The following is a 25,163-nucleotide window of genomic DNA, read 5'->3' as shown; positions in this document are numbered from 1 at the left end:
ACAGGTCAGGCCGCGAACACCGCGCCCGCCCTGGTGCCGCCCAGGGAGGTCTCGATCCGGTGCGACAGCGCGGGCTGAATGCGCAGATCGGCCAGGTTCTCCCCGACGATCGCGGGGACCAGCCTGCCGCCCTCGGCCGAGGCACGTGGGCCGGTCGGCCTGGTGGACTCCTCGACGGCCTGCTCCGGCATGGAGTGCTCCACCGCGGTCAGCGCGCCGATGTCGGCGGCCACCTTGTGGAGCAGTTCCGACAGCGGCAGGGCGAGGGCGTCGCAGATGGCGGCCAGGAGTTCACTGGAGGCCTCTTTGCGCCCGCGTTCTACCTCGGAGAGGTAGCCCAGGCTGACCCGCGCGGAGCGGGAGACCTCCCGCAGCGTGCGCTGCTGGTTGGTGCGGGCGTGTCGGAGCCGATCACCGATCGCCTCTCGCAACAGCACGGTCATCGCGCACCTCCCTTCCTCCTGCGGAACCAGTCCGAACGTCGTTCCCGTCCCGGTCGGTGACCGGCTCGGGGACAACGCGTGGCCGTCTCCTCCACAACGTTACCGACTGACGCCGACGAACCGCAGCGTCTTTGCGGGTAGTCCGCCAAGAGCGAACGATCGAAGAGGATCGAATGTTCCCTGGTGGACGCCGGTTCGCCGGTTTCGGACGTGATCATGTCAGGCACTCTTGGTGACGACAACCTCACTCGATGAGCGTATCGAGATCGGCCGTGAGCAGGTCCAGCGCACCTCGGACAGCGCCCGCGCGGACCTCCTCGCGATCTCCGGAGAGCGTCAGCAACGCCACACTCGGGCCGCGCGCGCTGATCAACGCCACCCAGACCGTGCCCGGCGTCACACCGTCCTGCGGGTCCGGTCCGGCGACGCCCGTGAGCCCGATTCCGATGCTCGCCCGGCACCGTTCGCGGGCGCCCGCGGCGAGTTGCACGGCCACGTCGGGATCGACCGCGCCGTTCGTGGCGAGCAACGCGGCGTCGACCCCGGCGAGGGACGACTTGAGGTCGGTGCCGTAGACGACCAGCCCGCCGCGCACCACCGCGCTGGAGCCGGAAACGCTGGTCAGGACGGCTGTGAGGAGCCCGGCGGTGAGCGACTCGGCGGTGGCGACGGTCTCGCCGCGCTCGCGGAGACGGTCGATCAGCGCGGCGACGGGCTCCGCCGTCAGACCGGGGACCAGCGCCAGCGGGGTCATGATCCGACGGCCCGCTTGCCCATCGCGCGCAGGCGCACCGCGCGGATCACGTAGTCGACGCCCGTGACGACGGTCAGGGCGATCGCCATGCCCATGATCGTCCAGGCGACGACCAGCCAGCCCGCGGGCAGCGGAAGGAGGAAGAGCGTGATCGCGAGGATCTGCGTCAGCGTCTTGAGCTTGCCCCCGGGGCTCGCCGGGATCACGCCTTGGCGGATGACCCAGAAGCGGAGCAGGGTCACGCCGATCTCGCGGGCGGCTATGACCAGCGTCACCCACCACGGCAGGTCGCCGAGCACACTGAGCCCGATGAGCGCGGCCCCGGTGAGGGCCTTGTCGGCGATCGGGTCGGCGATCTTGCCGAAGTCGGTGATGAGGCCGTGCTTGCGGGCCAGCCAGCCGTCGACATGGTCGGTGACGGAGGCGACGCCGAACACGGCGGTGGCGATGAGCCGCCAGGTGGTGTCGTGGCCGTCGCCGACGAAAAGGGCGACCAGAAACACCGGGACAAGAGCGAGCCGCGACAGCGTGAGCAGGTTGGCGATGTTGAGCACCGGGACCTGGGTCGGCTCCGGTAACACCGGCCGCGTCGGTTCGGCGGCGGGGGCGTCGTCGCCGGTCGCGGCCGGACTCATGGGGACGCCACCACCGCGCGCGGGATGATCTCGACGGGCTCGACGACGAGGTCGACACCCTCGCTGTCGATCACCCGGCAGCGAACGAGGTCGCCAACGACCAGGTCGCTGACAAGGACGGGCCCGCTGTCGATTTCGTTGCTGCCGTCGACCACGACGCACTCGCCATCGACCTCAGGAGCCTGATGGGCGGCGCGGCCGCTGCAGTCCTCGTCCTCGGACTCCTCGCGCTCGATGAGCACGACGACCTCGGAGCCGATGCGGTCCTCGGCGCGCTGCGTGGTCAGCTCCTCGACCAGCGCGGAGATCCGGGCGACGCGCGCGCCGATGGTGTCGGCGTCGAGCTTGTCGCCCAGGTTCTCGGCCTCCGTGCCGTCCTCGTCGGAGTAGCCGAACACGCCGACCGCGTCGAGCTTGGCCTCGGTGAGGAATCGGGCGAGTTCGTCGACGTCGTCCTCGGTCTCGCCGGGGAATCCGACGATCACGTTGCTGCGGATGCCTGCGGCGGGCGACAGCTCGCGGATCTGCTTGACCAGCCCGAGGAACGACTCGGTGTTGCCGAAGCGGCGCATTCGGCGCAGCACGGTCTCGCTGGAGTGCTGGAAGGACATGTCGAAGTAGTCCGCGACACCGGAGGTGGTGGCGATGGCGCGCACCAGGTTCGGGCGGGTCTCGGCGGGCTGCAGGTAGGACACGCGGACGCGGTCGATGCCGGGGATCGCGGCCAGGCGGGTCAGGACGGCTTCGAGGGCGCCCTGGCCCGCGTGCTCGCGGCCGAGGTCCTTGCCGTAGGAGGTGGAGTTCTCGCTGACCAGGACCAGCTCGCGCACACCCTGCTCGGCCAGCCACGCGCCCTCGGCGACGATCTCGTCGGGGATGCGGGAGACGAAGGAGCCGCGGAAGGACGGGATCGCGCAGAACGAGCAGCGGCGGTCGCAGCCCGAGGCGATCTTCAGCGAGGCCACCGGGGCGTCGTCGAGGCGCTTGCGCATGACCCGCGGGCCCCAGCCGTGACCGGGGACGGTGACGTCGGTGGCCGCCTCCTGGCGCTGCACGGGGGTGATCGGCAGCAGCGTGCGGCGGTCGACCGGGGTGTGCGACGGGATGGCGTGGCCCTGGACGATGTCGCCGAGGCGCTCGGCGAGGTCCGGGTAGTGGTCGAAGCCGAGGACCGCGCTGGCCTCGGGCAGGCTCTCGGCCAGCTCGGCGCCGTAGCGCTCGGCCATGCACCCGACGGCGACGACCTTCGCGCCGGTGTCGGCGGCGGCGAGCAAGGTGTCCACGGAGTCCTTCTTGGCGGACTCGACGAAGCCGCAGGTGTTGACCACGATGACGTCGGGGGCCGCTTCATCGCCTTCGAGGTCGACCAGGTCCCAGCCGCCGCCGGAGAGGCGACCTGCGAGTTCTTCGGAGTCGACTTCATTGCGGGCACACCCGAGGGTGAGCATGGCGACACGGCGTGACGTGGTCGGAGAGGGCACGGACACAGGGTAACCGCCTTGGACAGCCACTATGACCAGTGGCGGCCACGGGTCCTTCGAGGGCGGCCGGGGCACTGGGGTTGGTCAGCGCCACCGGCCGCCATCGTCAAGGGTGCCATCCCGTTTCCGGCGGAGCCCGCCAGGCCTTCGGTAGGGTGCCCCACCATGGGTTTGGAATGGGAACAGGTCATGGTCGACTCCGCGGATCCGGAGGCGCTGGGGCGGTGGTGGGCCGACGCGCTCGGCTGGGTGGTGGTCTGCGACAAGCCGGACGAGTTCGAGATCCGGCCGAGCGAGGATCAACTGCCTGGACTGCTGTTCACGACCGTCCCTGAGGCGAAGATCGTCAAGAACCGGCTGCATCTCGATTTTCGGCCCGAAGACCAGGCGGCTGAGGTTTCACGATTCATCGCGCTCGGGGCTACGCGGGTGGACATCGGGCAGGGGAACGTGCCCTGGGTGACGTTGGCGGACCCTGAGGGCAACGAGTTCTGCGTGCTCACGGCGCGGGCGGGCTGATCAGACTCGCTCGAAGATCGCGGCCAGGCCCTGGCCGCCGCCGATGCACATCGTCTCCAAGGCGTAGCGCGAATCCCGGCGGTGCATCTCGCGCAGCAGGGTCGAGAGGACGCGGACGCCGGTGGCGCCCAGCGGGTGGCCCAGGGAGATGCCGGAGCCGTTGACGTTGGTGCGGTCCCAGTCCGACTCGGTGAACTTCCACTCGCGGGTGCACGCGAGGACCTGCGCGGCGAAGGCCTCGTTGAGTTCGATCAGGTCCATGTCCGCCAGCGTCAGGCCTGCCCGGTCCAGCGCCTTCGCGGTGGCGGGCACCGGGCCGATGCCCATGGTCCGGGGCGGGACGCCCGCGCTCGCCCACGTCACCAGCTTGGCCAGCGGGCGCAGGCCCAGTTCGGCGGCCTTCTCCGGCGTGGTGACGATGCACACGGCGGCGCCGTCGTTCTGGCCACTGGCGTTGCCCGCGGTCACCGTCGAGTCCGGGTCCTGCCGGGCCATGATCGGCTTGAGCTTGCCCAGGCTCTCCATCGTGGTCTCGGGGCGCGGGTGTTCGTCGCGGTCGATGACCGTGTCGCCGCGGCGGCCGGGGACGGTGACGGGGACGATTTCCTCGGTGAAGCGGCCCGCCTCGATGGCGGCCACGGCGAGGGTGTGCGAGCGCAGCGACAGTTCGTCCTGCTCTTCGCGCGGGATCGAGTAGTCGCGGCGGAGGTTCTCCGCGGTCTCCAGCATGCCGCCGTCCACGGGGTGGTGGACGCCGCCCGCGGTGACTCGGGCGCGGGCGAGCCGATCGTGCAGTTCGACGCCGGTTCCCTTGACGCCCCAACGCATCGCCGAGGAGTAGAACTCGACCTGGCTCATGCTTTCCGCGCCGCCCGCGAGCACCACGTCGTTGACGCCGGTCTGCACCCGCATGGCCGCGTCGATCACCGCCTGCAGGCCCGAGCCGCAGCGCCGGTCCAGTTGGACGCCGGGCACCTCCACGGGCAGGCCGGCATCGAGGGCGGCGACCCGGCCGAGGGCGGGGGCGTCGCCGTTGGGGTAGCACTGGCCGAAGACCGCGTCCTCGATGACGGCCGGGTCGATGCCGGTGCGCCGCAGCAGTTCGCGGATCACCGTCGCGGCGAGGGTGGTGACGGGGACGTCCTTGAACACCCCGCCGAACCTTCCGACGGGAGTACGGACGGGCTCACAGATCACTGCCTCGCGCATGGTTCTCCTAGGTTCGTGCCGCCACCCACGATTCTGCCCGTCCACCCGAACCACCGAACTACATACCCTGATCAGGGCAAACCCTGATGCGCGACGGACTGCGCGGGGTGATGGTGGAAAGGTGACGTTTGCCGGAGTTCCGCTGTGGATCCCGGGGCTGGCCGCGCTGGTGCCCGCGATCGTGTTCCTGTTCGTCTCCACCCGCGGGTGGAGACGAGCGGCTTTCGCGCGTGGCTGCTGCGGTGGGGGCATCCGCTGGCCTGGGTGCTGATCTCCGCCGCCGCCTTCGTCGGCTACCGGTTCTCCGGTGAGCTGGCGTACTACACGGCCTTGGCCGCGCTGACGGCCTTCCTCGGATTCTTCGGTGCGTGGAGCACGGCCACCCAGGCGGAGGGCTAGATTTTCCCGTGTGAAGCCGTCTCCGCTGGTGCGTCGCGCCAGGACCACCGATGTCCGTGCGATCAAAACCGTCGTCGACACCTATGTCGGGCGAGTGCTGCTCGCGAAGGAACTGGTCACTCTCTACGAGGACGTCCAGGAGTTCTGGGTCGCGGAGGTCGACGGCGAACTGGTCGGGTGCGGCGCCCTGCACGTGCTGTGGGAGGACATCGCCGAGATCCGGACGATCGCCGTGCTGCCCTCGGCCGTAGGCCTCGGCGTCGGACACGCACTGGTGGAGCGGCTGGTGGCGACCGCCCGGGAGCTGGAGCTGTCGCGGATCTTCGTGCTCACCTTCGAGACGGAGTTCTTCGCCCGGCACGGGTTCGTCGAGATCGACGGGACGCCGGTCAGCCCGGAGGTCTACGAGGAGATGCGGCGCTCGATGGACGAGGGTGTCGCGGAGTTCCTCGACCTGCCTTATGTGAAGCCGAACACCCTCGGCAACACCAGGATGCTACTCAAGCTGTAGCGGCCTCCCCGAAATTTTCTACGTTTGGTCACGATGGTTCGCCAAGGGCGGCTTGTGCGCGCACCGTGGTTCATTAGCGTCGCGGTCCCCTTAGGTGCGGATCGGCGGGGCAACTATTCGAACGTTTACTCGAAGAGTCTTGACTATAGTAGTTCTGGTCCGACAGGATAATGTCTGTGGGACGAGACGACGCGTTGACCGTCGAGCAGTTGGCCGCCAAGGCCGGGCTGCCGACGAGCACGATCCGGATGTACCAGACGAGGGGACTGCTGCATCCGCCTCGGCGCGAGGGCCGCACGGCCCGCTACGACTCGTCCCATGTCGAGCGGCTCGGGCTGGTGAACAGGTTGCAGCAGCGGGGTTTCTCGCTGCCCGCGATCGCCGAGCTGATCGCCGCGCGGGACCTGGGGGCTCGCGTCGGCGACGTGCTCGGCCTGACCGGCAAGGGGGGCCCGGACGACTGGGTGCCGGTCGGTTTCCGGGAGCTGCGGGCGTTGGTGTCCGTGCGAGACCTGCGCCCGCAGCTCTTCCGCCGCGCCAGTCGGATGGGCCTGATCCGGTGGGAGCGCGGCAAACCCTTCGTCCGGCGCTGGGCGATGGACTCGGGCACCGCGATGACCGAGATGGCCATGCCGCCGCGTGAGATCCTCGACGCGTTCGAGCGGCTGCGCGCCCAGACCGACCAGATCGCGGCCGACTTCGTCGACGTGTTCGAGCGCGTCGTCTGGCCGCGACTGGCCGACCAGGCAGGCAGCGACGACCAGCTCGACCGGGTCCGCGCCCTCCTCGTCGAACTCACCGAAACCGCGCAGGGCGTGGTGGCGGGCGCGCTGCGGGACTCCATTCGGGACTCCGCGGAAACCTTCGCCCGCAAGCACAATCTGTTGCCTGAGGACCGGCCGCCCGCCTGGGCCGGGCACACCGTCCCGGTCCTGGCCGAGCGACTCGAAGGCGCCGCCGCCCACGCGGACGAGCCCGCCGACGCCGACATCGAGGCCTTCCTCGCCGCAGTCGACGCGGCCCCGGACGGCGATCCTGAGGAGACACCGTGACCACGAAGCTCACCGCGGACTCGCCGGATACCTGCTCGGTGGCGCGGCCGACCGCGACCTCCTGGCACTGCTGGGTTTGGCGCCGGAACAGGCGCGACTCGCCGTGACGTTCGCGTGCGGCCGAACTTCACCCGATGTTGGTGGCGACTGACCCGAACGGCGGTCGCCAAGCACCGCGGGGGCCATGCGTAATAGGCGCAGCGTCGACGTCACCGAGGAGTTGTCATGCTCGCCGTCCGAGCCATGCTCGCCACCGTGATCATGCTTGTCATCGGCGCGGGGACCGCCGCCGCGGAACTGCCGCAGACCGAGTTGCGCGCCACCACCGACACCTTCCTCTTCACCCTGGCGCTGCCGCGGTTCGCCGAGACGCGGGTGGCCCAGCCGTTCGCTGACCAGATCGACTGGTCGTCCGACGGCTGCTCCAGTTCGCCGGACGCACCGCTGGGCTTCAACTTCCTGTCCGCCTGCCACCGGCACGACTTCGGCTACCGCAACTACAAGTCACAGGCCCGCTTCGACGAGGAGGCCCGGTTGAGCATCGACAACGTGTTCCGGGCCGACCTGTACTCGGTGTGCGGGCGGAACTGGCTGTGCAAGCGCACGGCCGACATCTACTACGCGGCCGTCCGCGAGTTCGGCGGCGGCTACCGCAGCACAGCCGAAGCCCTGCGCCACGCTCGAAGTCAGGAAGCCTCTTTGCTCACCAGCAGGGTCGCCACTTCCCCCGCGGTGTCGAGCCGCACAAGCCTGACCCGGTAACCCTCGGACACGACCGACGTGGGGAAATCCCGGTGGGTGTGCAGTTCGATCGCCTCGGGCCCACCGCCCTTGTTGACCGTGACCCGGATGGTCGCGTCCCCCTCCCAGACGCACACCTGGCCGGGCTTGCACCGGCTGTCGTCCACGAGCGTCTGGTACCCGACGGTGAGCCCCTCGGCGGACAGGGTCAGCGACTCGCCTTGGCGCAGCGGGAAGTCGGCGTCGAGCGCCGGACCCGGCGGCTGTGTCGTCGGTGTCGTCCCCCGAGGCTCGGTGGTCGGCGAGCCCGGCTGGGCGGCCCCACCCGGCGTGCACGCCGTGAGCATGAGCAGCGCGGCCAGCGCGACGACGCGGGTCAACCCGTTCACCATGGTCATTCCTCCAGTCTTCACCGCTCAGACGGAATTCGCGGCCCGTGCGGTTGCCTGAGATGCACGACGGGCGCCCCGGCGATGCCGGGACGCCCGTGTGGTGAGCCGTGACTTACTGGCCGTACGGCTGCTGCGGGTAGCCGCCCTGCTGCGGGTAGCCAGGCTGCTGCGGGTAACCGCCCTGGGCCGGGTAGCCGGGCTGCGCCGGGTAGCCGGGCTGCGCCGGGTAGCCGGGCTGCGCGGGGTAGCCGGGCTGGGCGGACGCCTGCTGCGGGTAGCCGCCCTGGGCCGGGTAACCGGGCTGCGCGGGGTAGCCAGGCTGCGCGTAGGCCTGCTGCTGCGGGTAACCGCCCTGCTGGGGGTAACCGCCCTGGGGGTAGCCACCGTGGGGCGGGTAGCCGCCGCCTGCCGCGAACGCCGGGTCGGCGACGGGGCCGACGTAGCGCGCGCCGCCGAAGGCGAGGATGCACATGCCGATGTAGCCGAAGAGGATCAGCACCACGGCGAAGCCGCCGCTCTTGCCGAACGCCTTCGCCAGGTCGATCATCACCAGGATGATGATCACGAGGTTGACCAGCGGGATGAGCAGCAGAAGCAGCCACCAGCCGGGCCTGCCGACGATCTTGAGAAGGATGTAGGTGTTGTAGAACGGAACGATGGATGCCCAGCCGGGCTGACCAGCCTTGGTGAAGAGTTTCCACATCGCGATGATCATCACCGCCATGGCCGCGAAGCCCACGATCATGAGCGGCACGAGGGCCGCCATGTCCGGTCCCGAGCTGTAGCTGTAGTCGTACTGCACGCGTGTCCTTCCGTCGATCATGCCGCTACGACGGCACGCCACATTCGTCCGCCGGTACCTTCGCCGCCAATACGCTTCCCTGGGGCGAATATCCACCGGTCGTTAGCGATTCGAGACCTAACAGGACGCTGCACCCCGTCAGTCGTCGGGGTCTCCCGCCGCGGGCCCGCCTCCCCGCATTTCCCACAGGACGTTCTCCAGCTCGTCCGGCTTGATCAACACCTCGCGCGCCTTCGACCCCTCCGACGGGCCCACGACGCCGCGGGTCTCCAACAGGTCCATCAGCCTGCCAGCCTTGGCGAAGCCGACGCGCAGCTTGCGCTGCAGCATCGACGTCGAGCCGAACTGGGAGGTGACGATCAGCTCGGTCGCCTGCAGCAGCACGTCGAGGTCGTCGCCGATGTCGTCGTCGATCTCCTTCTTCTCGCCCGCCTTGGCCGCGGTCACGCCGTCCTGGTACTCCGGCTGCGCCTGCTCCTTGGTGAACGAGACGATCGCCGAGATCTCCTCGTCGCTGACGTACGCGCCCTGGATGCGGACCGGCTTGGAGGAGCCCATCGGCAGGTACAGGGCGTCGCCCATGCCGATCAGCTTCTCCGCGCCCGGCTGGTCGAGGATGACCCGCGAGTCGGTGAGCGAGGACGTGGCGAACGCCAGCCGCGACGGCACGTTGGTTTTGATCAGGCCGGTGACGACGTCGACCGAGGGCCGCTGGGTCGCCAGCACCAGGTGGATGCCCGCGGCCCGGGCCTTCTGGGTGATCCGGACGATCGCGTCCTCGACGTCACGCGGGGCGGTCATCATCAGGTCGGCCAGCTCGTCGACGATGGCCAGGATGTACGGGTACGGCCGGTAGACGCGCTCGCTGCCGGGCGGGGCGGCGATCTCGCCGGACTTCACCTTCTTGTTGAAGTCGTCGATGTGCCGGACCCGGTTGACCTGCATGTCCTGGTAGCGCTGCTCCATCTCCTCGACCAGCCAGGTCAGCGCCGCGGCCGCCTTCTTCGGCTGGGTGATGATGGGCGTGATCAGGTGCGGGATGCCCTCGTACGGCGTCAGCTCGACCATCTTCGGGTCGATGAGGATCATCCGGACCTCGTCCGGGGTGGCCCGGGCCAGCAGTGAGACCAGCATCGAGTTCACGAAGCTGGACTTGCCGGAACCGGTCGAGCCCGCGCACAGTAGGTGCGGCATCTTGGCCAGGTTCGCGGTGATCATGTGGCCTTCGATGTCCTTGCCGAGGCCGACCACCATCGGGTGGGTGTCCTTGATCGCGGTGGCGCTGCGCAGGACGTCGCCGAGTCGGACCATCTCGCGGTCGCTGTTGGGGACCTCGATGCCGACCGCGGACTTGCCCGGGATGGGCGCGAGCAGGCGGACGTTGTCGGTGGCCACGGCGTAGGCGATGTTCTTGGTCAGCGCCGTGATCTTCTCGACCTTCACGCCGGGACCGAGCTCGACCTCGTAGCGGGTGACTGTCGGGCCGCGGGTGAAGCCGGTGACCTGGGCGTCGATGGAGAACTGGTCGAGGACGCCGCTGATCGCCTCGATCATCAGGTCGTTGGCCTTGCTGCGGGTCTTGGGGACGTCGCCGTCGGCCAGGATCGACGGGTCGGGCAGCCGGTAGTCGCCGTCGACGACCCGGGTGACGGTGATCGCGTCCTTCGGCTTCTTCGGCTCGGCGGGCGGCTTGTTCTCCCTGACCTGCTCCGGGCGCACCCGCGGGGTCGGCTCGTCGATCGGCAGCTCGGGCTGCACGGCGCCGTCTTCGGCGGCCGTGCCCACGCGGCGCCGCGAGGGCCTGCGCAGCTTGACCGGCTCGGGCTCGGGTTCTTCGAGGTCGTCGAGACCCTCATCGTCGGGTTCCATGCCCGCCAGCTCGCGCAGCCGGGTCGGGATCTCACGGATGCGGGTGCCGGTGAAGACCAGGACACCGAAGCCGAGCATCAGGACGAGGACCGGGATCGCCACCCACGCGGTGACGCCCTTCGCGAGCAGGCCGCCGGAGACGTAGCCCAGCGCGCCGCCCGCGAACATCCGGCCGGCGTTGTCGGTGGGCAGGTCACTGATCACGTGCAGGACACCGAGCAGCGAAAGGATGATCAGCAGCGAGCCGACGACGAGCCGGGGACGTTTCTCGGGCTGCGGGTCCGAGCGCATCAAGACGATGCCGGTGACCAGCAGCATCAGCGGCAGCGCCACGGCCAGCGCGCCGAACACGCTGCGCACGCCGATCTCCATGCCCCGCCCGACCGGGCCCGCCGCCCGCCACCACACGGCGGCGCCGAGGACGACACCCAGCGCGATCAGGCCGAAGCCGACACCGTCGCGGCGGTGGGCCGGGTCGAGTTCCTTGGTACGACCGACGGCCCGGGCGATCGAGCCCGCGCCTTTGGCCAGCAGCCCCCAGCCGCCTGCGAACATCGCGACAAGGACGTTCTGCCGGGCGGCCGACTTGCGGACTCCAGCTTTGCCGGCTACAGCCTTGCGGGCGGCCGGTTTGCGCGCCGGGGCACGCTTGGCCGCGGGTTTGCGCGCGACAGGACGCTTGCCCGCGTTGTTGGAGGAGGTCGTCCGGCTCGCCATAGCCCACACGGTAACCCGCCCTGCCCTCCCGCCCCACGGGTCACACGGACAACATGAATCCGTGTCGACCTGGCGGCCGACACCGACCTGGGGCATGTCATGCTCTGGCCATGGTTGCGCTGCGGACCGACGGAGAACAGTCGACACGCCGTGGGAAGACGTTCGGCAAGTCCCCGCTGGTCTGGCGGGCGATGGTCTGGATCGATCGAGCACTGGTGCGGTCCGTCGGACGCATCGAGATCACCGGCGAGTTCCCCGAGGAACTGCGTGGACGCCCGGTTCTGGTCGCGGCCAACCACATCGGCATGTTCGACCCGTTCGTCCTGATCGCCGCGTGCGCGAAGGCCGGATTTCCGCCCCGGTTCATGCTCACCGCGGGCCTGCTCGACGCTCCCGTGCTGGGCTACTTCCTGCGCAAGGCGGGGCATCTGCGAGTCGACCGTGGCAAAGCCCATGTGGCGGAGGCCTTCCACCGGGCGGTCGACGCGCTTGGTGAGGCTCGGGTGCCGCTGCTGGTGTATCCGGAGGGACGGGTGAGCCGGGAGCCTGGGCTGTGGCCCGAGCGGGGCAAGACCGGGGTGGCGCGGATGGCGCTTGGCGGGAATGTGCCGGTGGTGACGATCAGCCAGTGGGGGGCGCATGAGGCCGTCTACTGGGGGACTGAGGTTGTCACGGGGTGGCGTGATGTGAAGCCGCTGCTGCTGTCGTTCTTCCGTGCGGTGCGGGATCGGCCGGTGTTTCGTGTCCACTTCGGACAGCAGGTTGATCTTTCCGATCTGACTGACGGCAAGCCTGGGGATGCCGTGCGGGCGCACGCTCGGATCATGCAGGCGATCACGGCTGATCTGGTTCCGCTTCGTTCAGGTGAGCCTGATGTGCCTGCGTTTGTCGATCCGACTCGGCCTTGTGATGCCAAGAGTCCTTGGCGTCCCGTTCGCTGAGCTCGCGAGTCCCCACCTCAAGACAGCGAGTTCTCATTTCGCGCCACATCGCGATCCCGCCTTCTTGATCCCGGCAGGTCCGCAGGGTGCGTGGGTGGTTCGGCCCGTCAAATTCCCCGGATTGGGCCTTGTCGCTAGCTTGCGCTGTCGGGCAGGCCGAAGGCGTGTTCCGGTGGCGTGGGGGTGGCCATAGGGGACGCGTCGGTGATGGGTTCCGCGTTTGCCGATAACGCCAGGAGTTGTGCGGTGGGGACACACCTGGCCGGGAAGGCCGCTGATGCCACCCGTGACGCCAGATCCCTTACCGGAAGCGGCTCGCGGGATGCGGCTACCACCAGATTTCCATAACGCCTGCCGCGGAGGACATTCGGTTCCGCCAGCATCACCACGTGGGGGAACACCGCCGTCATGGTGGCGATGAACCTTCTCGCGAAGCGTAGGCCGGGGCCGTCGGAGATGTTTACGACTGCCGTTCCTGTGGGGCGTAGAACGCGGGCTGTCTCGGTGATGAATTCCAGAGTGGCCAGCCCCCCGGGCATGGCCGCGCGGACATAGGCGTCGAGGATGACCAAGTCGTACCTGCTGTCCGGGAGTTGCGCGACAGCCGGTCGACCTTCGTCTACGCGGACTTCCAGGCCTGGGACCGAGTCCAGGTCCAACTCGGACCGCACCAGGTCGATCAGGGGGCCGTCGGCGTCGATCACCAACTGGTCGCAGCCGGGGCGGGTGGCGTGCAGGTACCTGGGCAGGGTGCCCGCTCCCCCGCCCACGTGCAGGACATCCAGTGGGCCCTGGGCAAGCACGTCGATCACATCGCCGATGCGTCTGACGTAGTCGAACTCGAGGTGCCACGGGTCATCGAGGTCCACATAGGACTGGGCAACGCCCTCGACGGTCAGCAGCCAGGCGTTGTCGCGGTCGGCGTCGGCGAGTAGTTCGGCGGTGCCGAATCGGACTTTGTGGAGTCCGGGCACGGGCCCACGTCGTTCGCCTTGCATGACACCTCCGCCGCCTGTGCGCGCGCAAGCATAGAGGCAGCCCAGCGGTTACCGATCAGTGGATACGTCCTACCATCCAACCACCGCTTTCGTTGACTTAAGGCAGACTGGACTTCGTGACGACTGAACTTAAGACACCGGTTATTCACCGAGGCCGAGGCGTTGTTTACATCCTTGGCGCCTCGATGGCGTTCGGCAGTTCGGGGCCGTTGGCCAAGGCCGCGATGAACGCGGGCCTGTCCCCCCAGCATGTGGCGAGCGCCCGGGTGGGCATCGCGGCCGTCGTGCTGCTGATCGGTGTCGCCCTGGTCAAGCCGTCAATCCTGCGGGTGCGCCGCGACCAGTGGCGACTACTGGTGGCCTACGGGCTTGCCGGAGTCGGCCTGGTCCAGCTGCTTTTCTTCATCGCCGTGTCCCGCCTGCCCGTCGGCATCGCGATGCTGCTGGAGTACACCTCGCCGGTCCTGGTGGCGTTCTGGGTGCGGTTCGTCCGCAAGGTGCGGCTGCCGATGCTGTCCTGGGCGGGGATCGCGCTGGCCCTCTTCGGGCTGGCGCTCGTGGCGCAGGTATGGAAGTCACTCGAACTCGACGGGGTCGGACTGCTCGCCGGGATCGGCGCGGCACTGTGTTCGGCGGCGTATTACCTGCTCGGCGAGCGCGGGGCGAGCGAGCATCACCCGATCGGGATGGTGACTTGGGGAATGGTGGTGGGCGCGCTCGCCCTGTTCGCCGTCGCGCCACCGTGGACGATGCCCTACGCGGCGATCCGAACGACCTCGGCCTTCGGCGGAGCGCAGGTGCCGGTAGTGGCGCTGCTGGTCATCGTCGCGCTGGTCAGCACCGCGCTCGCCTACACGCTGAGCATCAGTTCGCTTCGGCATCTGCCCTCCACGGTGGCCAGCGTCCTCGCGCTGTCGGAGCCGATCGTGGCCACCCTGATCGCCTGGCTGATGCTCGGCGAGACACTGTCACCCGACCAGATCATCGGGATGGTGGTGCTCCTGAGCGGGGCCGCGCTGGTCCAGGTCGCGTCGCACGGGCCGGTCACGCCCGCCGACCCGCTACCCACCGATTGAGACCCACACCACACGCTGTCGAGTGAAGTTGATCTATCCGGGGGTCACTGGACGCGCTGAAAGTAAAGCGATGTTTACTTGTCGCAGGCGACACATCGTGGCCAATCGGTCACCATGTGCTCATCTCGGTACCGAAACATGGTGCACCCGAGAGCGTCCGTTCCGACCGACCTCAAGGAGGTACCCGATGGGTGCACCACGCTCCAGTGGCCCGGCCCACGCCCCGCCCCACCGCCTGCTCGACGCCCGCCATGACGTGCAGGCCTCACTAGTCGTCTTCCTCATCGCCGTCCCCCTCTCCCTCGGCATCGCCGCCGCGTCCGGCGCGCCCGTCATCGCCGGACTCATCGCCGCCGTCGTCGGCGGCCTGGTCGCGGGCCCGCTCGGCGGCTCCCGGTTGCAGGTCAGCGGGCCCGCCGCGGGTCTCACAGTGGTCGTCGCCGAACTCATCGGCCAGTTCGGCTGGGCGGTGACCTGCGCGATCACGGTCTGCGCCGGGGTGCTCCAAGTCGTCCTCGGCGCGTGCAAGATCGGTCGCGCCGCGCTCGCGATCTCCCCGACGGTGGTGCACGCCATGCTCGCAGGCATCGGCGTGGTCATCGTGATCAGCCAGGTGCACGTGCTGCTCGGCGGTTCGGCGAGCGCCAACACGTGGCACAACCTGCGTGACCTGCCCGCGCAGATCACCGACCTGCACCAACCCGCCACCTTCATCGGCCTGGCGGTCGTCGCGCTGCTACTCGTCTGGCCCAAGCTGCCCGCGCGGATCAGGGCGGTCCCCGGCCCGCTGGTGGCGATCGTGCTCGCCACCGTGGTCACCCTGGGAATCGACGTGCAGCGGGTGTCGCTGCCCGACTCGCCGCTCTCGGCGATCGCCCTGCCCGCGCTCCCCGACGGCCACTGGGTCGCGTTCGCGCTCGGCGTGTTCACCATGACGATCATCGCCAGCGTCGAGAGCCTGCTCTCCGCTGTCGCGGTCGACAAACTGCGCGACGGCCACCGCACCGACCTCAACCGCGAACTGGTCGGCCAGGGCAGCGCGAACATCGTCTCCGGCATGCTCGGCGGCCTGCCCATCACCGGCGTGATCGTGCGCAGCGCGACCAACGTCCGCGCGGGCGCCCGCACCCGGGCCTCGGCGACCCTGCACGGCGTCTGGGTGCTGCTGTTCACAGTGCTGCTGGTCGACCTCGTCGAGCAGATCCCGATGGCCGCGCTGGCCGGGCTGCTCGTGGTCGTCGGCATGAACCTGGTCAAGCTCGCCGACATGCGGACCGCGCGCAGACACGGCGAGCTGATGGTCTACGTGGTCACGATCGCGGGCGTGGTCATGCTCAACCTCCTCGAAGGCGTCGTGCTCGGCTTCGCCGTCGCGCTCCTCGCCACGCTGCGCCGGATCGTCTGGGCGCGCGTGCGAGTCGAGCGGGGAGCCGACGACGTCTACGCCGTCGTCGTCGAGGGAACTTTAAGCTTTCTTTCCGTACCAAGGCTTTCCCGGGTGCTCGCCCAGGTGCCCGACGGCACCTCCGTCCACTTGGAACTCGTCGTCGACTACCTCGACCACGCCGCCTTCGAACACCTCTCGGCGTGGCGGCGCCAACACGAGTCGACCGGCGGCACGATCGTCATCGACGAGATCGGCGGACCTGGCCCCAACACCCGGCGCAAGCGGAGCGGGCCCGGCCCGCGTTGGTTCCTGCCGTGGTCGCACTGGCAGGACGGCGAGTCGCTGAACTCCCACAAGAAACACGATCACACGCACGTGCCGATCCCGCAGCAGTCGCGCGACCACGTGCTGCGGCCGCTGCTGACCGGCGCCCGCGAGTACCACCGGCGGACCGCGCCGATCATGCGTCCGCACCTGCGCAGGCTGGCCGCGAACCAGCATCCGCACGCCCTGTTCCTCACCTGCGCGGACTCGCGGATCGTGCCGAACGTGATCACCACCTCCGGCCCGGGCGACCTGTTCACCCTGCGCAACGTGGGCAACCTGGTGCCGGGTGACCTGTCGATGCGGGCGGGCGTGCTCTACGCGCTCGACCACCTCAAGGTGCCGACGATGATCGTCTGCGGGCACTCCCGCTGCGGCGCGATGACGGCGCTGCTCTCGGGGCCGGAGAACGATCCGATCGGGCGGTGGCTGCGGTGGGCCGCTCCCAGCCTGCAGGCGTGGAAGGACGGGCATCCGCTGGCGAGGCGCGCCGCGGAGGCGGGCTGGTCGGACATCGATCAACTGGCGATGGTGAACGTGGCGGTGCAGCTTGAGTCGCTGGGCAAGATGCCTGATGTGGCGGAGGCCGTCACCGCCGGGCGGGTCCGGCTGATCGGGCTGTTCTTCGACATCCCGAGCGGAACATTGTTGATGTTGGACGACGCCGGGGAACGGTTCGAACCCCTGCGCGCGCCGTCGGGGCCCGTTACGCCGCCGACGGATGGAGCGACACCGCATGAGACGCGAGCGGAAACGGAGCTGCGATGAACCAGACCAGGCGTGAACGCCGTCGTGAACGCAACCTCCTGCTGCGGCAGTTGTTCAGCGCTGCCGTGGCCGTCCTCGTGGCTTCGGCGGCTCGTCGCGCGTAACCCCGGGCTTGCCCCGCCGCCACGTGCCGCTGGCGGCGGGGTGCCGGGCTGTGACTGGGGGTGTTATCCCCGCAGTTCGCCGCCGACGCCCCAGCTCTCCGCGGGAACCTCGTTGATCACTACCCACACGCCTTCGCGCTTGCCGCCGCAGGTCTCGACGAAGGCGTCGGTCAGTTTGGCGACGAGTTCGCGCTTCTGTTCCTGGGTGCGGCCGGGGTACATGGAAACCGAGATGTAAGGCATGTCCCTCTTCTACACCGCAATGACGGTCGGCACGATCATCGGGCGTCGACGGTAGGTGTCGGCGACCCAGCGGCCCACGACCCGGCGGATGTGTTGGGCGATCCGGTGGGTGTCGGTGATGCCTTCGGACTCCGTGTGCGACAGCTCCATCTCCACCAGGGACACGACATCGTCGAGTGCCTTGGGGTCGTCGGAGAAACCGCGGCCGGAAATGGTCGGCGGCGCCATCGCGCGACCCGTGGCGGAGTCGACGGCGATCGTGATGGAGATGAAGCCGCCCTCGCCGAGGACCAGCCGGTCGGAGAGAGTCGACTCGCCGACGTCGCCGACGGACAGGCCGTCGACGTACACGTGGCCCACCTCGACCCGGCCGGTGATCTTGGCGCGGCCGTCGACGAGGTCCACCACCACACCGTCCTCCGCGATGACCACACGGTCTTCGGGGACGCCGGTCTGCACGGCCAGGGCGGCGTTGGCGCGCAGGTGGCGCCATTCGCCGTGGACGGGCATGACGTTGCTGGGGCGCACGGCGTTGTAGAGGAACAGCAGTTCACCCGCGGGGGCGTGGCCGGACACGTGCACCTTGGCGTTGCCCTGGTGGACCACGTGGGCGCCGAGCCGCACCAGGCCGTTGACGACGCCGAACACCGCGGTCTCGTTGCCGGGGATCATGGAGCTGGCCAGGATCACCGTGTCGCCGGGGCGGATCGAGATGTGCCGGTGTTCGCCGCGCGCCATGCGCGAGAGCGCGGAGAGGGGTTCACCCTGGGAGCCGGTGGAGACGAACAGGACCTGGTCCTCGGGCATGGTCATCGCCTCGTCGAGGCTGACGAGCAGGCCCGGTGGGACGGTGAGCAGCTTCAGGTCGGCGGCGATGCCCATGTTGCGGACCATCGACCGGCCGACGAGCGCGACCCGACGGCCGTGCGCGACGGCGACGTCGAGGACCTGCTGGACGCGGTGCACGTGGCTGGCGAAGCAGGCGACGATGACCCGCTGGTTGGCCCGCTGGATGACGCCGTCGAGGACCGGGCCGATCTCGCGCTCGGAGATGACGAAGCCTGGGACCTCGGCGTTGGTCGAGTCGACCAGGAAAAGGTCGACGCCCTCGTCGCCGAGACGGGAGAAGCCCGCGAGGTCGGTGAGGCGACCGTCGAGCGGGAGCTGGTCGAGCTTGATGTCGCCGGTGTGCAGCACCAGGCCCGCGGGTGTGCGGATGGCCACGGCGAGCGCGTCGGGGATGGAGTGGTTGACGGCGAAGAACTCGCAGTCGAACACGCCCCACGCGCGGCGCTCGCCTTCCTTGACCTCGTGCAGGCTCGGGCTGAGGCGGTGTTCCTTGCACTTGGCCGCGACCAGGGCGAGAGTGAACCGCGAGCCGATGATCGGCAGGTCGGGCCGCAGGCGCAGGAGGAACGGCACGGCGCCGATGTGGTCCTCGTGGCCGTGGGTCAGGACCAGCGCGTCGATCTCGTTGATCCGGTCTTCGATCGCGCGGAAGTCCGGGAGGATCAGGTCGACGCCGGGTTGCTGATCTTCGGGGAAGAGCACACCGCAGTCGACGATCAGCAGCCTGCCGCCGTACTCGAAGACGGTCATGTTGCGGCCGATCTCACCGATCCCGCCGAGCGCGACGATGCGCAGGCCGCCCTCAGCCAGCGGGGCGGGCAGATTGTGCGGCCACTTCCCCGACGTGCGGTTTTCACTCACTTATGAACCGTCCCGGCGCTTGTGTGGGTCGTGGTGTTGACGTAGGCGGCGTTGGCGTCGGTGTGCGCCACGCGCGCGGTGGCGGGGTCGATGCCCTGGCCGTCGGCGTTGGTCAGTCCGGCCTCGCCGAGGTCGCCCGCGATGGCGGCGATCTGCTCATCGGTGGCGGGCAGCAGCGGCAGCCGCGGGTCGCCCGCGTCGATGCCGCGCAGCCGCAGCGCGGCCTTGGAGAACACGACTCCGCCGACCCGGCTGAACGCGCGCAGCACCGGAAGCAGTCCATTGTGGACTTCGCGGGCCGCGGCGACGTCGCCGCTCTCGTAGCTGTCGACCATGGTGCGCAGGCGGTCGGCGACGACGTGGCCGATGACGCTGACGAAGCCGACGCCGCCGATGGACAGCCACGGCAGGTTCAGGGCGTCGTCGCCCGAATAGTAGGCGAGGTCGGTGGTCGCGATGACCTGGCTGCCCGCGAGGAGGTCGCCCTTGGCGTCCTTGACCGCGAGGATGCGCGGGTGCTCGGCGAGCTTGCGCAGGGTGTCGACCTCGATGGGGACGACCGAGCGCGGCGGGATGTCGTAGAGCATGACGCCCAGGCCGGTGGCGTCGGCGATCGCGGTGAAGTGCGCGAGCAGGCCGGACTGCGGCGGGCGGGAGTAGTACGGGGTGACCACGAGCAGGCCGTGCGCGCCCGCCTTCTCGGCCTCACCGGCGAGGTGCACCGAGTGCGCGGTGTTGTACGTGCCGACCGAGGCGACGACGGTCGCCCGGTCCCCCACGGCCTCGATGACGGCACGGACCAGGTCCGACTTCTCCTTGTCGGTCGTGGTCGGCGATTCGCCGGTGGTGCCGTTGACGATCAGACCGTCATTGCCCAGGTCGACCAGGTGCGCGGCGAGTTCCTGCGCCCGGTCGAGATCGACCGCCCCCTCGGCGTCGAAGGGGCTGACCATGGCGGTGAGCACCCGGCCGAACGGTCTGCCGGGCGTGGCTGTGGGACTTGCGGTCATGGGGTTAGACGCTACCTCGTGGTCATCGACCCGACGCCCGCAACCTGCGGTCACCGGCGCAGGTCTGGCTGCTAGAGACCTCTGTTGAGGCCGGAGACGACACTGATCGACGACTGCTCGCCCTCGAACTCGATGCGGCACTCGTCGCGGCCGAACGCGAACAGGAGCAGCTCACCCGGTTCACCCACGAGGGTGACGGTGTTGGGGCCGCTCTTGAGGTCGACGTGCCTGCCGGACGGGGTCCGGGCGTTGACGCCGACGGGGCTGTTGCGGAAGAACATCCGGCCGGAGCGTTTCAGCGCGACCCAGAGGGCGCGGTCGCGCTCGTTGTCGGCGGGGCGCGGCTCCCAGCCGGGGACGGCGCGGCGGACGTCCTCGTGGTGCACGTAGTACTCGGTGGTGTTGATCAGCTCGTCGAGGAGGGCCGGGCGGTAGATCGACAGCAGCGGCGGACCGCTGCGCACCAAGTCGACGAGCTCGGGCCACGGCTTGGCGGCGTAACCGTCCTGGACTTTCCGCAGGTAGCCGGCGAGGGCCTTGACCAGGATGCCGCCCGCCGCGTCTGGCCTGCGCTCGCGGACCACGAGGTGGGCGGCGAGGTCGCGGGTCTTCCAGTCGCCGCACAGCGTCGGCGCGTCCGGCCCGACGGCGGTGAACAGGTCGCTGAGCTGCGCGCGTTCGTCCCTGGCTACACCCATGGACCTACATTACCGGGGGTAAGTTAGTTCTTCTCGGTGATCTGCGACTCTCTGAGGTCGGCGCCGGTCCGGTCGCTGAGCACGCAGGACACTGTCCGGTCGCCACCATCGGAGGATTCGGCTTCCCAGGTTTTCTGGGAGGGGACGAGCACCGAATAGGCCAAATTGGACTTGCCCTGATCCTTGACCCGATCGGTCGCGAACAACCAACCGCAGTAGCTCTCGCCCAGCGCCTTCAACTCCGTGCCGGCGTAGTCCAGCTCCGCGTTGGTCGGCTCCACCTGTCCGTAAACCTGGAATTGGAACGGCTTCTTGCAGTCCGTGCCGGACTCGAACGAGGACCTTGCCTGCAACGCCCCGGTGTTGCAGTAACCGTTGGAGATCTTGAACTCGACGATGTCGCCGCCAGTGCCATAGGTGAAGGTCTGCGCCAGCGGCGTGGTGGCCTCGTCGGGTGTGTTGATCGCGTTGCTCAGGAAGAAGCCGCCGACCGCGCCCGCGATCAGCAGGATGCCCGCGAGGATCAGGGCGAGCTTCTTGTTCACCCCACCCTTCGGCGGCGCGGCGACCACTCGGGTGGCCTGGCCGTGCGGGAAGTACGCCGTGCCGCCGGTCATCATCGTCGGGCCGGTCACCGGGCCTGTCTGCACGTGCGTGAGCAGACCGCGGGCCTGCCCGGAGGTGAGCCGGGCCTGCGGGGTGTTGATCATCAGGCCGGTGATCACCGAGGCCAGCGCACCCTGGCCGCGGGTCAGGTATGGGACCTCGTTGAGGATCGAGTGCATGGTGGCGGCCGTGGTGGCGCGCTCATAGGGCGAGTAGCCCTCCATCGCGAAGAACAGGACCGCGCCGAGCGCCCACAGGTCCGAGCTCGCGCTGGCCTCTTCGCCGCGGATGCGTTCGGGGGCCATGTAGGACGGCGAGCCGATGAGGATGCCGCTGCTGGTCAGGCGCGGGTCGTCGAGGGACTGGGCGATGCCGAAGTCGGTGAGCTTCACCCGGCCGTTCGCGGCCAGCATGATGTTGCTGGGCTTGACGTCGCGGTGCACGATGCCCGCCTGGTGCGCGGCGTCGAGGGCGGAGAGCAACTGGTCGGCGAGCTTGGCGACCTGGTCGGCGGGCAGCGGCCCGCGCTCCTTGACCACGTCGGACAGCGTCGGGGCCTGGATCAGCTCCATGACGATGTAGGTGGCGCCCGACTCCTGCACGACGTCGTACACGGTGACGACGGCGGGGTCGTTGAGCCGCCCGGCGGTGCGGGCCTCGCGCAGCACGCGCTCCTCGAAGATCTGCCGCTCACTCTGCGGCACCCCGTCGGGCAGGTGCAGTTCCTTGATCGCGACGTGCCGCCCGATCATGGTGTCCTCGGCGAGCCACACCACGCCCATGCCACCGCGGCCCAACTCGTTGAGCACGGCGTACCGGCCCGCCACCATGCGCGGCCCGTGCGCCACGGTCGGTCCTTGCTCCTGCGACACCCTGCTACCTCCTCAGCCGCCGCGAATCCTAGTCAGACCGCGATCGGCCGTTCGGCGGTTCCGCGTAGACGATCGCCGGAGGCGGGGTTTTCGTGTCGTCAGGCCGACTCGAACACCTCGTGGCCTGCCTCGCGGAGGGCGGCGAGGGCGCGGGTGAGGTCGGTGGCGTGCACGAGGATGTGGTCGGTGTCGAAAGTGGACAGGGCGAACAGCGACACCCCGGCCGCGGCGAGCGAACCGGCCAGCGAGGCCATGATCCCTGTGAGGGTGAACTCCAGCGGGCCGCGCACGGTCAGCAGCCGCCAGCCCGGCTCGGTCTGGCCGCCCTCGGGCGCGGTGGCGCTCGGCGAGACGATCGAGACCTCGGTCGGCGTGCGGCTGACCGAGACCAGGCCGTCGCCGTCGAACAGGTTCGCGGGGACCTTCGTTCCCGCGTCGAGCCTGGTGACCGTGTAATCGCCGTCGATGACGTCGATGGCGAGCCGCTTCACCCGGCTCAGCCTTCGGCGACGAGCGGGCTGGAGGCGACCTCGGTGCCGTCGGGCAGCGCGGTGATCGTGAAGTCGGCGAACACGCTCGACGCCGCCTTCTGCAGCTGCCGCAGGCACTCGATGGCCAGCGCGCGGATCTCGACGTCGGCGTGCTCGGTGGCGCGCATGGCGATGAAGTGGCGCCAGGCGCGGTAGTTGCCGGTGACGACGATGCGGGTCTCAGTGGCGTTGGGCAGGATCGCCCGGGCCGCCTGGCGCGCCTGCTTCTTGCGCAGGGTGGCGCTCTTGACGTCGGCGAACTTCTTCTCCAGGCCTGCGAGCAGCTCGTTGTACGCGTCCTGCGCGGCCTGGGCGGCCTCGAGGAACTTGGCGTGCAGCTCCGGGTCCTCGGCGATGACGTCGGGCTCGACCATCGCGGCCGACTTCTCCGGCACGTACCGCTGCGAGAGCTGCGAGTAGGAGAAGTGGCGGTGGCGGATCAGCTCGTGGGTGAGCGAGCGGGACAGGCCCGTCATGTAGAAGCTCACGCTGCCGTGTTCAAGGACCGACAGGTGGCCGACCTCGATGATGTGGTTGATGTAGCCGGCGTTGGTCGCGGTCGCCGGGTTCGGCTTCTTCCACGACTGGTAGCAGGCGCGGCCTGCGAACTCGGCCAGCGCCTCACCGCCGTCGGCGTCGGTGGACCACGGCACGTCCGCCGGCGCGAAGAACTCGGTCTTGGCGATGAGCTGCACCTTCGGCGACACCGTCTCGGTCACGTGGCCCGTCCTCTACTCGATTGCGACTACGGCGGCCAGCCTAACCGCACCCGCCTGCTTTCCTTGACCGATGTCACCGGTGGTGTCATGGTGGTGTCATGGACCTGAACCCGTACCTCGCAGCTTTGCGTGACGACCTGGCCACCACAGCGTCGGCCGGTGACGAGACGATGCGGCGCGCGGCGGCGGTGTTGTCCGCCGCCATCGAGCCCGCCGCCCGGTTGGCCATGATGAACGCCCTGTCCGACCTTGCCGCCGAGGTGACCGCGGCGCTGCCCGAGCATGTGGTCGATATCCGCTTGGACGGGCGCGATGTGCGTGTCGTCGTCACCGAGACGTCAGGTGGTGCCAAAGAGACACCACCCCCGCCGCTCCAAGACGGCGGCGATATGAGCCGGATGACCCTGCGCCTGTTCGAGGAGCTCAAGGCGAAGGCCGAGCAGGCCGCCAACGCCCAGGGCGTGTCGCTCAACACGTTCGTCCAGCAGGCCCTGCAGGGCGCGCTGCACGGCAAGGCAAGGGGTGGCGACAAGGGCTGGAACAAGGCCGACGGGTCGCGCGTGCGGGGCTGGTACAGCGGATGACCGACACCCAGCCGGTCGCCGCGCGCACCTTCGACGCGGACGGACCCATAGAGATGACGGTGACCATCGGCGCGGGCGTCATCGAGGTGCGCTTGGTCGACGAACCCAACGTCGCGGTGAGCGTGCGCCACGCGCCCGACAGCGGAAGCCCGTGGGTGGAGGGCCTGTCGAACCTCGTCACGTGGTTCAGCGGCCAACTCGGTGAGCAGGTGCCCGCCGATGTGCCCGGCGAGGCGGTGCGCCAGACGAAGATCGAGTTCGGCGGCGGCAGGCTGACCGTACGCACGCCACACCAGGCGAGCCTGCGCGGCGTGCCGGTGGCCGTGTCGATCCGCGCTCCCCTCGGCTCACACCTGACGTCGCGCTCGGGCGCCGCGTCGATCACCGTCACCGGGCAGGCCGGGCGGGTCGAGGCGGGCACGGCGGGCGGCGCGATCGACGTCGAGGCGGCCTCCGGCGCTCACCTGACCACCGGCTCCGGCTCGATCCGGATCGGCCGGTCCGGCTCGGGTCTGCGGGCCCGCACCAGTTCCGGCGCCGTCGAGGCGACCGAGATCGCGGGCCCCTCGTCGGTCTCGACCGGCGGCGGCGACGTCTGGCTGGGCGCGGTGACCGACGACGTCCTCGTGCGCACCGGCACCGGCGACATCACGGTCGCCGACGCGGCGTCCGGTCAGCTCGAACTCACGACCGGCTCGGGCGACCTGCGGGTCGCGGTGCGTGCCGGGTCGGCGGCCGAAGTCGACCTGTCCTCCGGATCCGGCGAGGCCCGAAGCGAACTGCCGCTGTCGGACGAACGGCCGGACGGACCGTCCCCGTTGCGCGTGAACGGTCGGACAGGGTCCGGCTCCGCACTCATCACCCTCGCAACTCTATGAACACAGATGACTCCGCTGTGCTCAAAATCCGAGGCCGCGACCTGCGACGTTCGGATTCGATGATCATGCTTTTGCTCGAAACCCGATAGTTAGGGCCCGTAGACGGTGGATATAGGTACGTAGGTACGTAGTTCTGACGATGTAGTACGTGTCGCCCGGAAGGCATCGTGATCACGCGGGCAACGATGCAG

General features: G+C 69.4%; 26 protein-coding genes. 10 read left to right on the top strand and 16 right to left on the bottom strand.

Translation table 11 applies throughout. From position 1 onward, the window contains the following. Positions 1 to 5 precede the first annotated feature (5 nt). The 4 genes from GPZ80_RS19840 to rimO all read right to left on the bottom strand — a co-directional run bounded on the left by GPZ80_RS19840 (position 6) and on the right by rimO (position 3,319). The gene (locus GPZ80_RS19840; protein ID WP_187222177.1) at positions 6 to 443 is read right to left on the bottom strand and encodes a helix-turn-helix domain-containing protein; all 438 of its coding nucleotides are present in this window, start codon (positions 441 to 443) and stop codon (positions 6 to 8) included. A 244-nt stretch (positions 444 to 687) separates the two neighbouring features. After that, positions 688 to 1,197: a CinA family protein gene (locus GPZ80_RS19835; RefSeq protein WP_187222175.1), complete on the bottom strand. Its 510-nt coding sequence runs from the start codon at positions 1,195 to 1,197 to the stop codon at positions 688 to 690. Continuing rightward, the gene (pgsA, locus tag GPZ80_RS19830) at positions 1,194 to 1,832 is read right to left on the bottom strand and encodes a CDP-diacylglycerol--glycerol-3-phosphate 3-phosphatidyltransferase (RefSeq protein WP_187222173.1); all 639 of its coding nucleotides are present in this window, start codon (positions 1,830 to 1,832) and stop codon (positions 1,194 to 1,196) included. The genes GPZ80_RS19835 and pgsA overlap by 4 nt, the downstream gene beginning before the upstream one ends. Continuing rightward, positions 1,829 to 3,319: a 30S ribosomal protein S12 methylthiotransferase RimO gene (gene rimO, locus GPZ80_RS19825; protein ID WP_376771697.1), complete on the bottom strand. Its 1,491-nt coding sequence runs from the start codon at positions 3,317 to 3,319 to the stop codon at positions 1,829 to 1,831. Before rimO ends, pgsA begins: the two co-directional genes overlap by 4 nt. Positions 3,320 to 3,478: 159 nt before the next feature. On the opposite strand from rimO, the gene GPZ80_RS19820 reads away from it, so the two are divergent. Continuing rightward, positions 3,479 to 3,832, top strand: a complete 354-nt coding sequence (locus GPZ80_RS19820; protein ID WP_187222171.1) for a VOC family protein — start codon at positions 3,479 to 3,481, stop codon at positions 3,830 to 3,832. On the opposite strand, the gene GPZ80_RS19815 is transcribed toward GPZ80_RS19820, so the two are convergent. After that, positions 3,833 to 5,041, bottom strand: coding sequence for an acetyl-CoA C-acetyltransferase (locus tag GPZ80_RS19815; RefSeq protein ID WP_187222169.1), 1,209 nt, complete (start codon positions 5,039 to 5,041; stop codon positions 3,833 to 3,835). A gap of 207 nt (positions 5,042 to 5,248) precedes the next feature. Between GPZ80_RS19815 and GPZ80_RS19810 the strand changes: the two genes are divergently transcribed. From GPZ80_RS19810 to GPZ80_RS19795, 4 genes are all read left to right on the top strand, one after another. Continuing rightward, positions 5,249 to 5,440, top strand: coding sequence for a hypothetical protein (locus tag GPZ80_RS19810; RefSeq protein ID WP_187222167.1), 192 nt, complete (start codon positions 5,249 to 5,251; stop codon positions 5,438 to 5,440). Between the two features lie 10 nt (positions 5,441 to 5,450). Beyond that, positions 5,451 to 5,951 (top strand): amino-acid N-acetyltransferase, encoded by a 501-nt coding sequence (locus GPZ80_RS19805; protein WP_187222165.1) that lies wholly within the window; start codon positions 5,451 to 5,453, stop codon positions 5,949 to 5,951. A 176-nt stretch (positions 5,952 to 6,127) separates the two neighbouring features. Then, entirely contained in the window at positions 6,128 to 7,003 is an 876-nt protein-coding gene (locus GPZ80_RS19800; protein ID WP_222719553.1) for a MerR family transcriptional regulator, read from the top strand. Between the two features lie 225 nt (positions 7,004 to 7,228). Beyond that, entirely contained in the window at positions 7,229 to 7,765 is a 537-nt protein-coding gene (locus GPZ80_RS19795) for a phospholipase (protein ID WP_187222162.1), read from the top strand. Here the strand turns inward: GPZ80_RS19795 and GPZ80_RS19790 are convergent. The 3 genes from GPZ80_RS19790 to GPZ80_RS19780 all read right to left on the bottom strand — a co-directional run bounded on the left by GPZ80_RS19790 (position 7,690) and on the right by GPZ80_RS19780 (position 11,524). Beyond that, positions 7,690 to 8,142 (bottom strand): hypothetical protein, encoded by a 453-nt coding sequence (locus GPZ80_RS19790; protein ID WP_187222160.1) that lies wholly within the window; start codon positions 8,140 to 8,142, stop codon positions 7,690 to 7,692. The genes GPZ80_RS19795 and GPZ80_RS19790 overlap by 76 nt on opposite strands. Before the next feature lie 106 nt (positions 8,143 to 8,248). Further along, positions 8,249 to 8,938 carry a DUF5684 domain-containing protein gene (locus GPZ80_RS32150; protein WP_312880449.1) on the bottom strand — a complete coding sequence of 230 codons (690 nt, stop codon included), beginning with the start codon at positions 8,936 to 8,938 and terminating at the stop codon, positions 8,249 to 8,251. Between the two features lie 138 nt (positions 8,939 to 9,076). Further along, positions 9,077 to 11,524, bottom strand: a complete 2,448-nt coding sequence (locus GPZ80_RS19780) for a DNA translocase FtsK 4TM domain-containing protein (protein ID WP_187222158.1) — start codon at positions 11,522 to 11,524, stop codon at positions 9,077 to 9,079. A gap of 110 nt (positions 11,525 to 11,634) precedes the next feature. Between GPZ80_RS19780 and GPZ80_RS19775 the strand changes: the two genes are divergently transcribed. Then, the gene (locus GPZ80_RS19775) at positions 11,635 to 12,465 is read left to right on the top strand and encodes a lysophospholipid acyltransferase family protein (RefSeq protein ID WP_187222156.1); all 831 of its coding nucleotides are present in this window, start codon (positions 11,635 to 11,637) and stop codon (positions 12,463 to 12,465) included. Positions 12,466 to 12,599: 134 nt separating this feature from the next. Here GPZ80_RS19775 and GPZ80_RS19770 read toward each other — a convergent pair whose 3' ends face one another. Further along, on the bottom strand, positions 12,600 to 13,463 hold the full coding sequence (locus tag GPZ80_RS19770) for a spermidine synthase (protein WP_187222154.1): 864 nt from the start codon (positions 13,461 to 13,463) through the stop codon (positions 12,600 to 12,602). A 185-nt stretch (positions 13,464 to 13,648) separates the two neighbouring features. Between GPZ80_RS19770 and GPZ80_RS19765 the strand changes: the two genes are divergently transcribed. After that, positions 13,649 to 14,539, top strand: coding sequence for an EamA family transporter (locus GPZ80_RS19765; RefSeq protein ID WP_187222152.1), 891 nt, complete (start codon positions 13,649 to 13,651; stop codon positions 14,537 to 14,539). 187 nt (positions 14,540 to 14,726) lie between these two features. Continuing rightward, entirely contained in the window at positions 14,727 to 17,018 is a 2,292-nt protein-coding gene (locus GPZ80_RS19760; RefSeq protein ID WP_187222150.1) for a SulP family inorganic anion transporter, read from the top strand. 167 nt (positions 17,019 to 17,185) lie between these two features. Here the strand turns inward: GPZ80_RS19760 and thmT are convergent, their stop codons facing one another. The 7 genes from thmT to thyX form a co-directional block, all read right to left on the bottom strand. Continuing rightward, positions 17,186 to 17,365 (bottom strand): 2-hydroxymuconate tautomerase, encoded by a 180-nt coding sequence (gene thmT, locus GPZ80_RS19755; RefSeq protein ID WP_187222148.1) that lies wholly within the window; start codon positions 17,363 to 17,365, stop codon positions 17,186 to 17,188. Between the two features lie 9 nt (positions 17,366 to 17,374). Further along, a complete protein-coding gene (locus GPZ80_RS19750) occupies positions 17,375 to 19,075 on the bottom strand; it encodes a ribonuclease J (RefSeq protein WP_187222147.1) in 1,701 nt (566 codons plus the stop codon). Further along, positions 19,072 to 20,085 (bottom strand): 4-hydroxy-tetrahydrodipicolinate synthase, encoded by a 1,014-nt coding sequence (gene dapA / locus GPZ80_RS19745; protein ID WP_187222145.1) that lies wholly within the window; start codon positions 20,083 to 20,085, stop codon positions 19,072 to 19,074. The genes GPZ80_RS19750 and dapA overlap by 4 nt, the downstream gene beginning before the upstream one ends. 71 nt (positions 20,086 to 20,156) lie before the next feature. Beyond that, entirely contained in the window at positions 20,157 to 20,783 is a 627-nt protein-coding gene (locus tag GPZ80_RS19740; RefSeq protein WP_187222142.1) for a TIGR03085 family metal-binding protein, read from the bottom strand. Between the two features lie 23 nt (positions 20,784 to 20,806). Next, entirely contained in the window at positions 20,807 to 22,261 is a 1,455-nt protein-coding gene (locus GPZ80_RS19735) for a serine/threonine-protein kinase (RefSeq protein ID WP_312880448.1), read from the bottom strand. A gap of 98 nt (positions 22,262 to 22,359) precedes the next feature. After that, positions 22,360 to 22,752: an ACT domain-containing protein gene (locus GPZ80_RS19730; RefSeq protein WP_187222140.1), complete on the bottom strand. Its 393-nt coding sequence runs from the start codon at positions 22,750 to 22,752 to the stop codon at positions 22,360 to 22,362. A 5-nt stretch (positions 22,753 to 22,757) separates the two neighbouring features. Next, positions 22,758 to 23,510 carry an FAD-dependent thymidylate synthase gene (gene thyX / locus GPZ80_RS19725; RefSeq protein WP_091371120.1) on the bottom strand — a complete coding sequence of 251 codons (753 nt, stop codon included), beginning with the start codon at positions 23,508 to 23,510 and terminating at the stop codon, positions 22,758 to 22,760. A 98-nt stretch (positions 23,511 to 23,608) separates the two neighbouring features. On the opposite strand from thyX, the gene GPZ80_RS19720 reads away from it, so the two are divergent. Both GPZ80_RS19720 and GPZ80_RS19715 read left to right on the top strand, forming a co-directional pair. Next, on the top strand, positions 23,609 to 24,094 hold the full coding sequence (locus GPZ80_RS19720) for a toxin-antitoxin system HicB family antitoxin (RefSeq protein WP_187222138.1): 486 nt from the start codon (positions 23,609 to 23,611) through the stop codon (positions 24,092 to 24,094). After that, a complete protein-coding gene (locus GPZ80_RS19715) occupies positions 24,091 to 24,972 on the top strand; it encodes a DUF4097 family beta strand repeat-containing protein (protein WP_187222136.1) in 882 nt (293 codons plus the stop codon). The genes GPZ80_RS19720 and GPZ80_RS19715 overlap by 4 nt, the downstream gene beginning before the upstream one ends. Positions 24,973 to 25,163: the final 191 nt, after the last annotated feature.

Source organism: Actinokineospora xionganensis (assembly GCF_014323725.1).
Taxonomy (GTDB): Bacteria; Actinomycetota; Actinomycetes; order Mycobacteriales; family Pseudonocardiaceae; genus Actinokineospora; species Actinokineospora xionganensis.
Note: the sequence above shows the minus strand (reverse complement) of the source record. Positions and strands in the feature narration are given on the sequence as shown.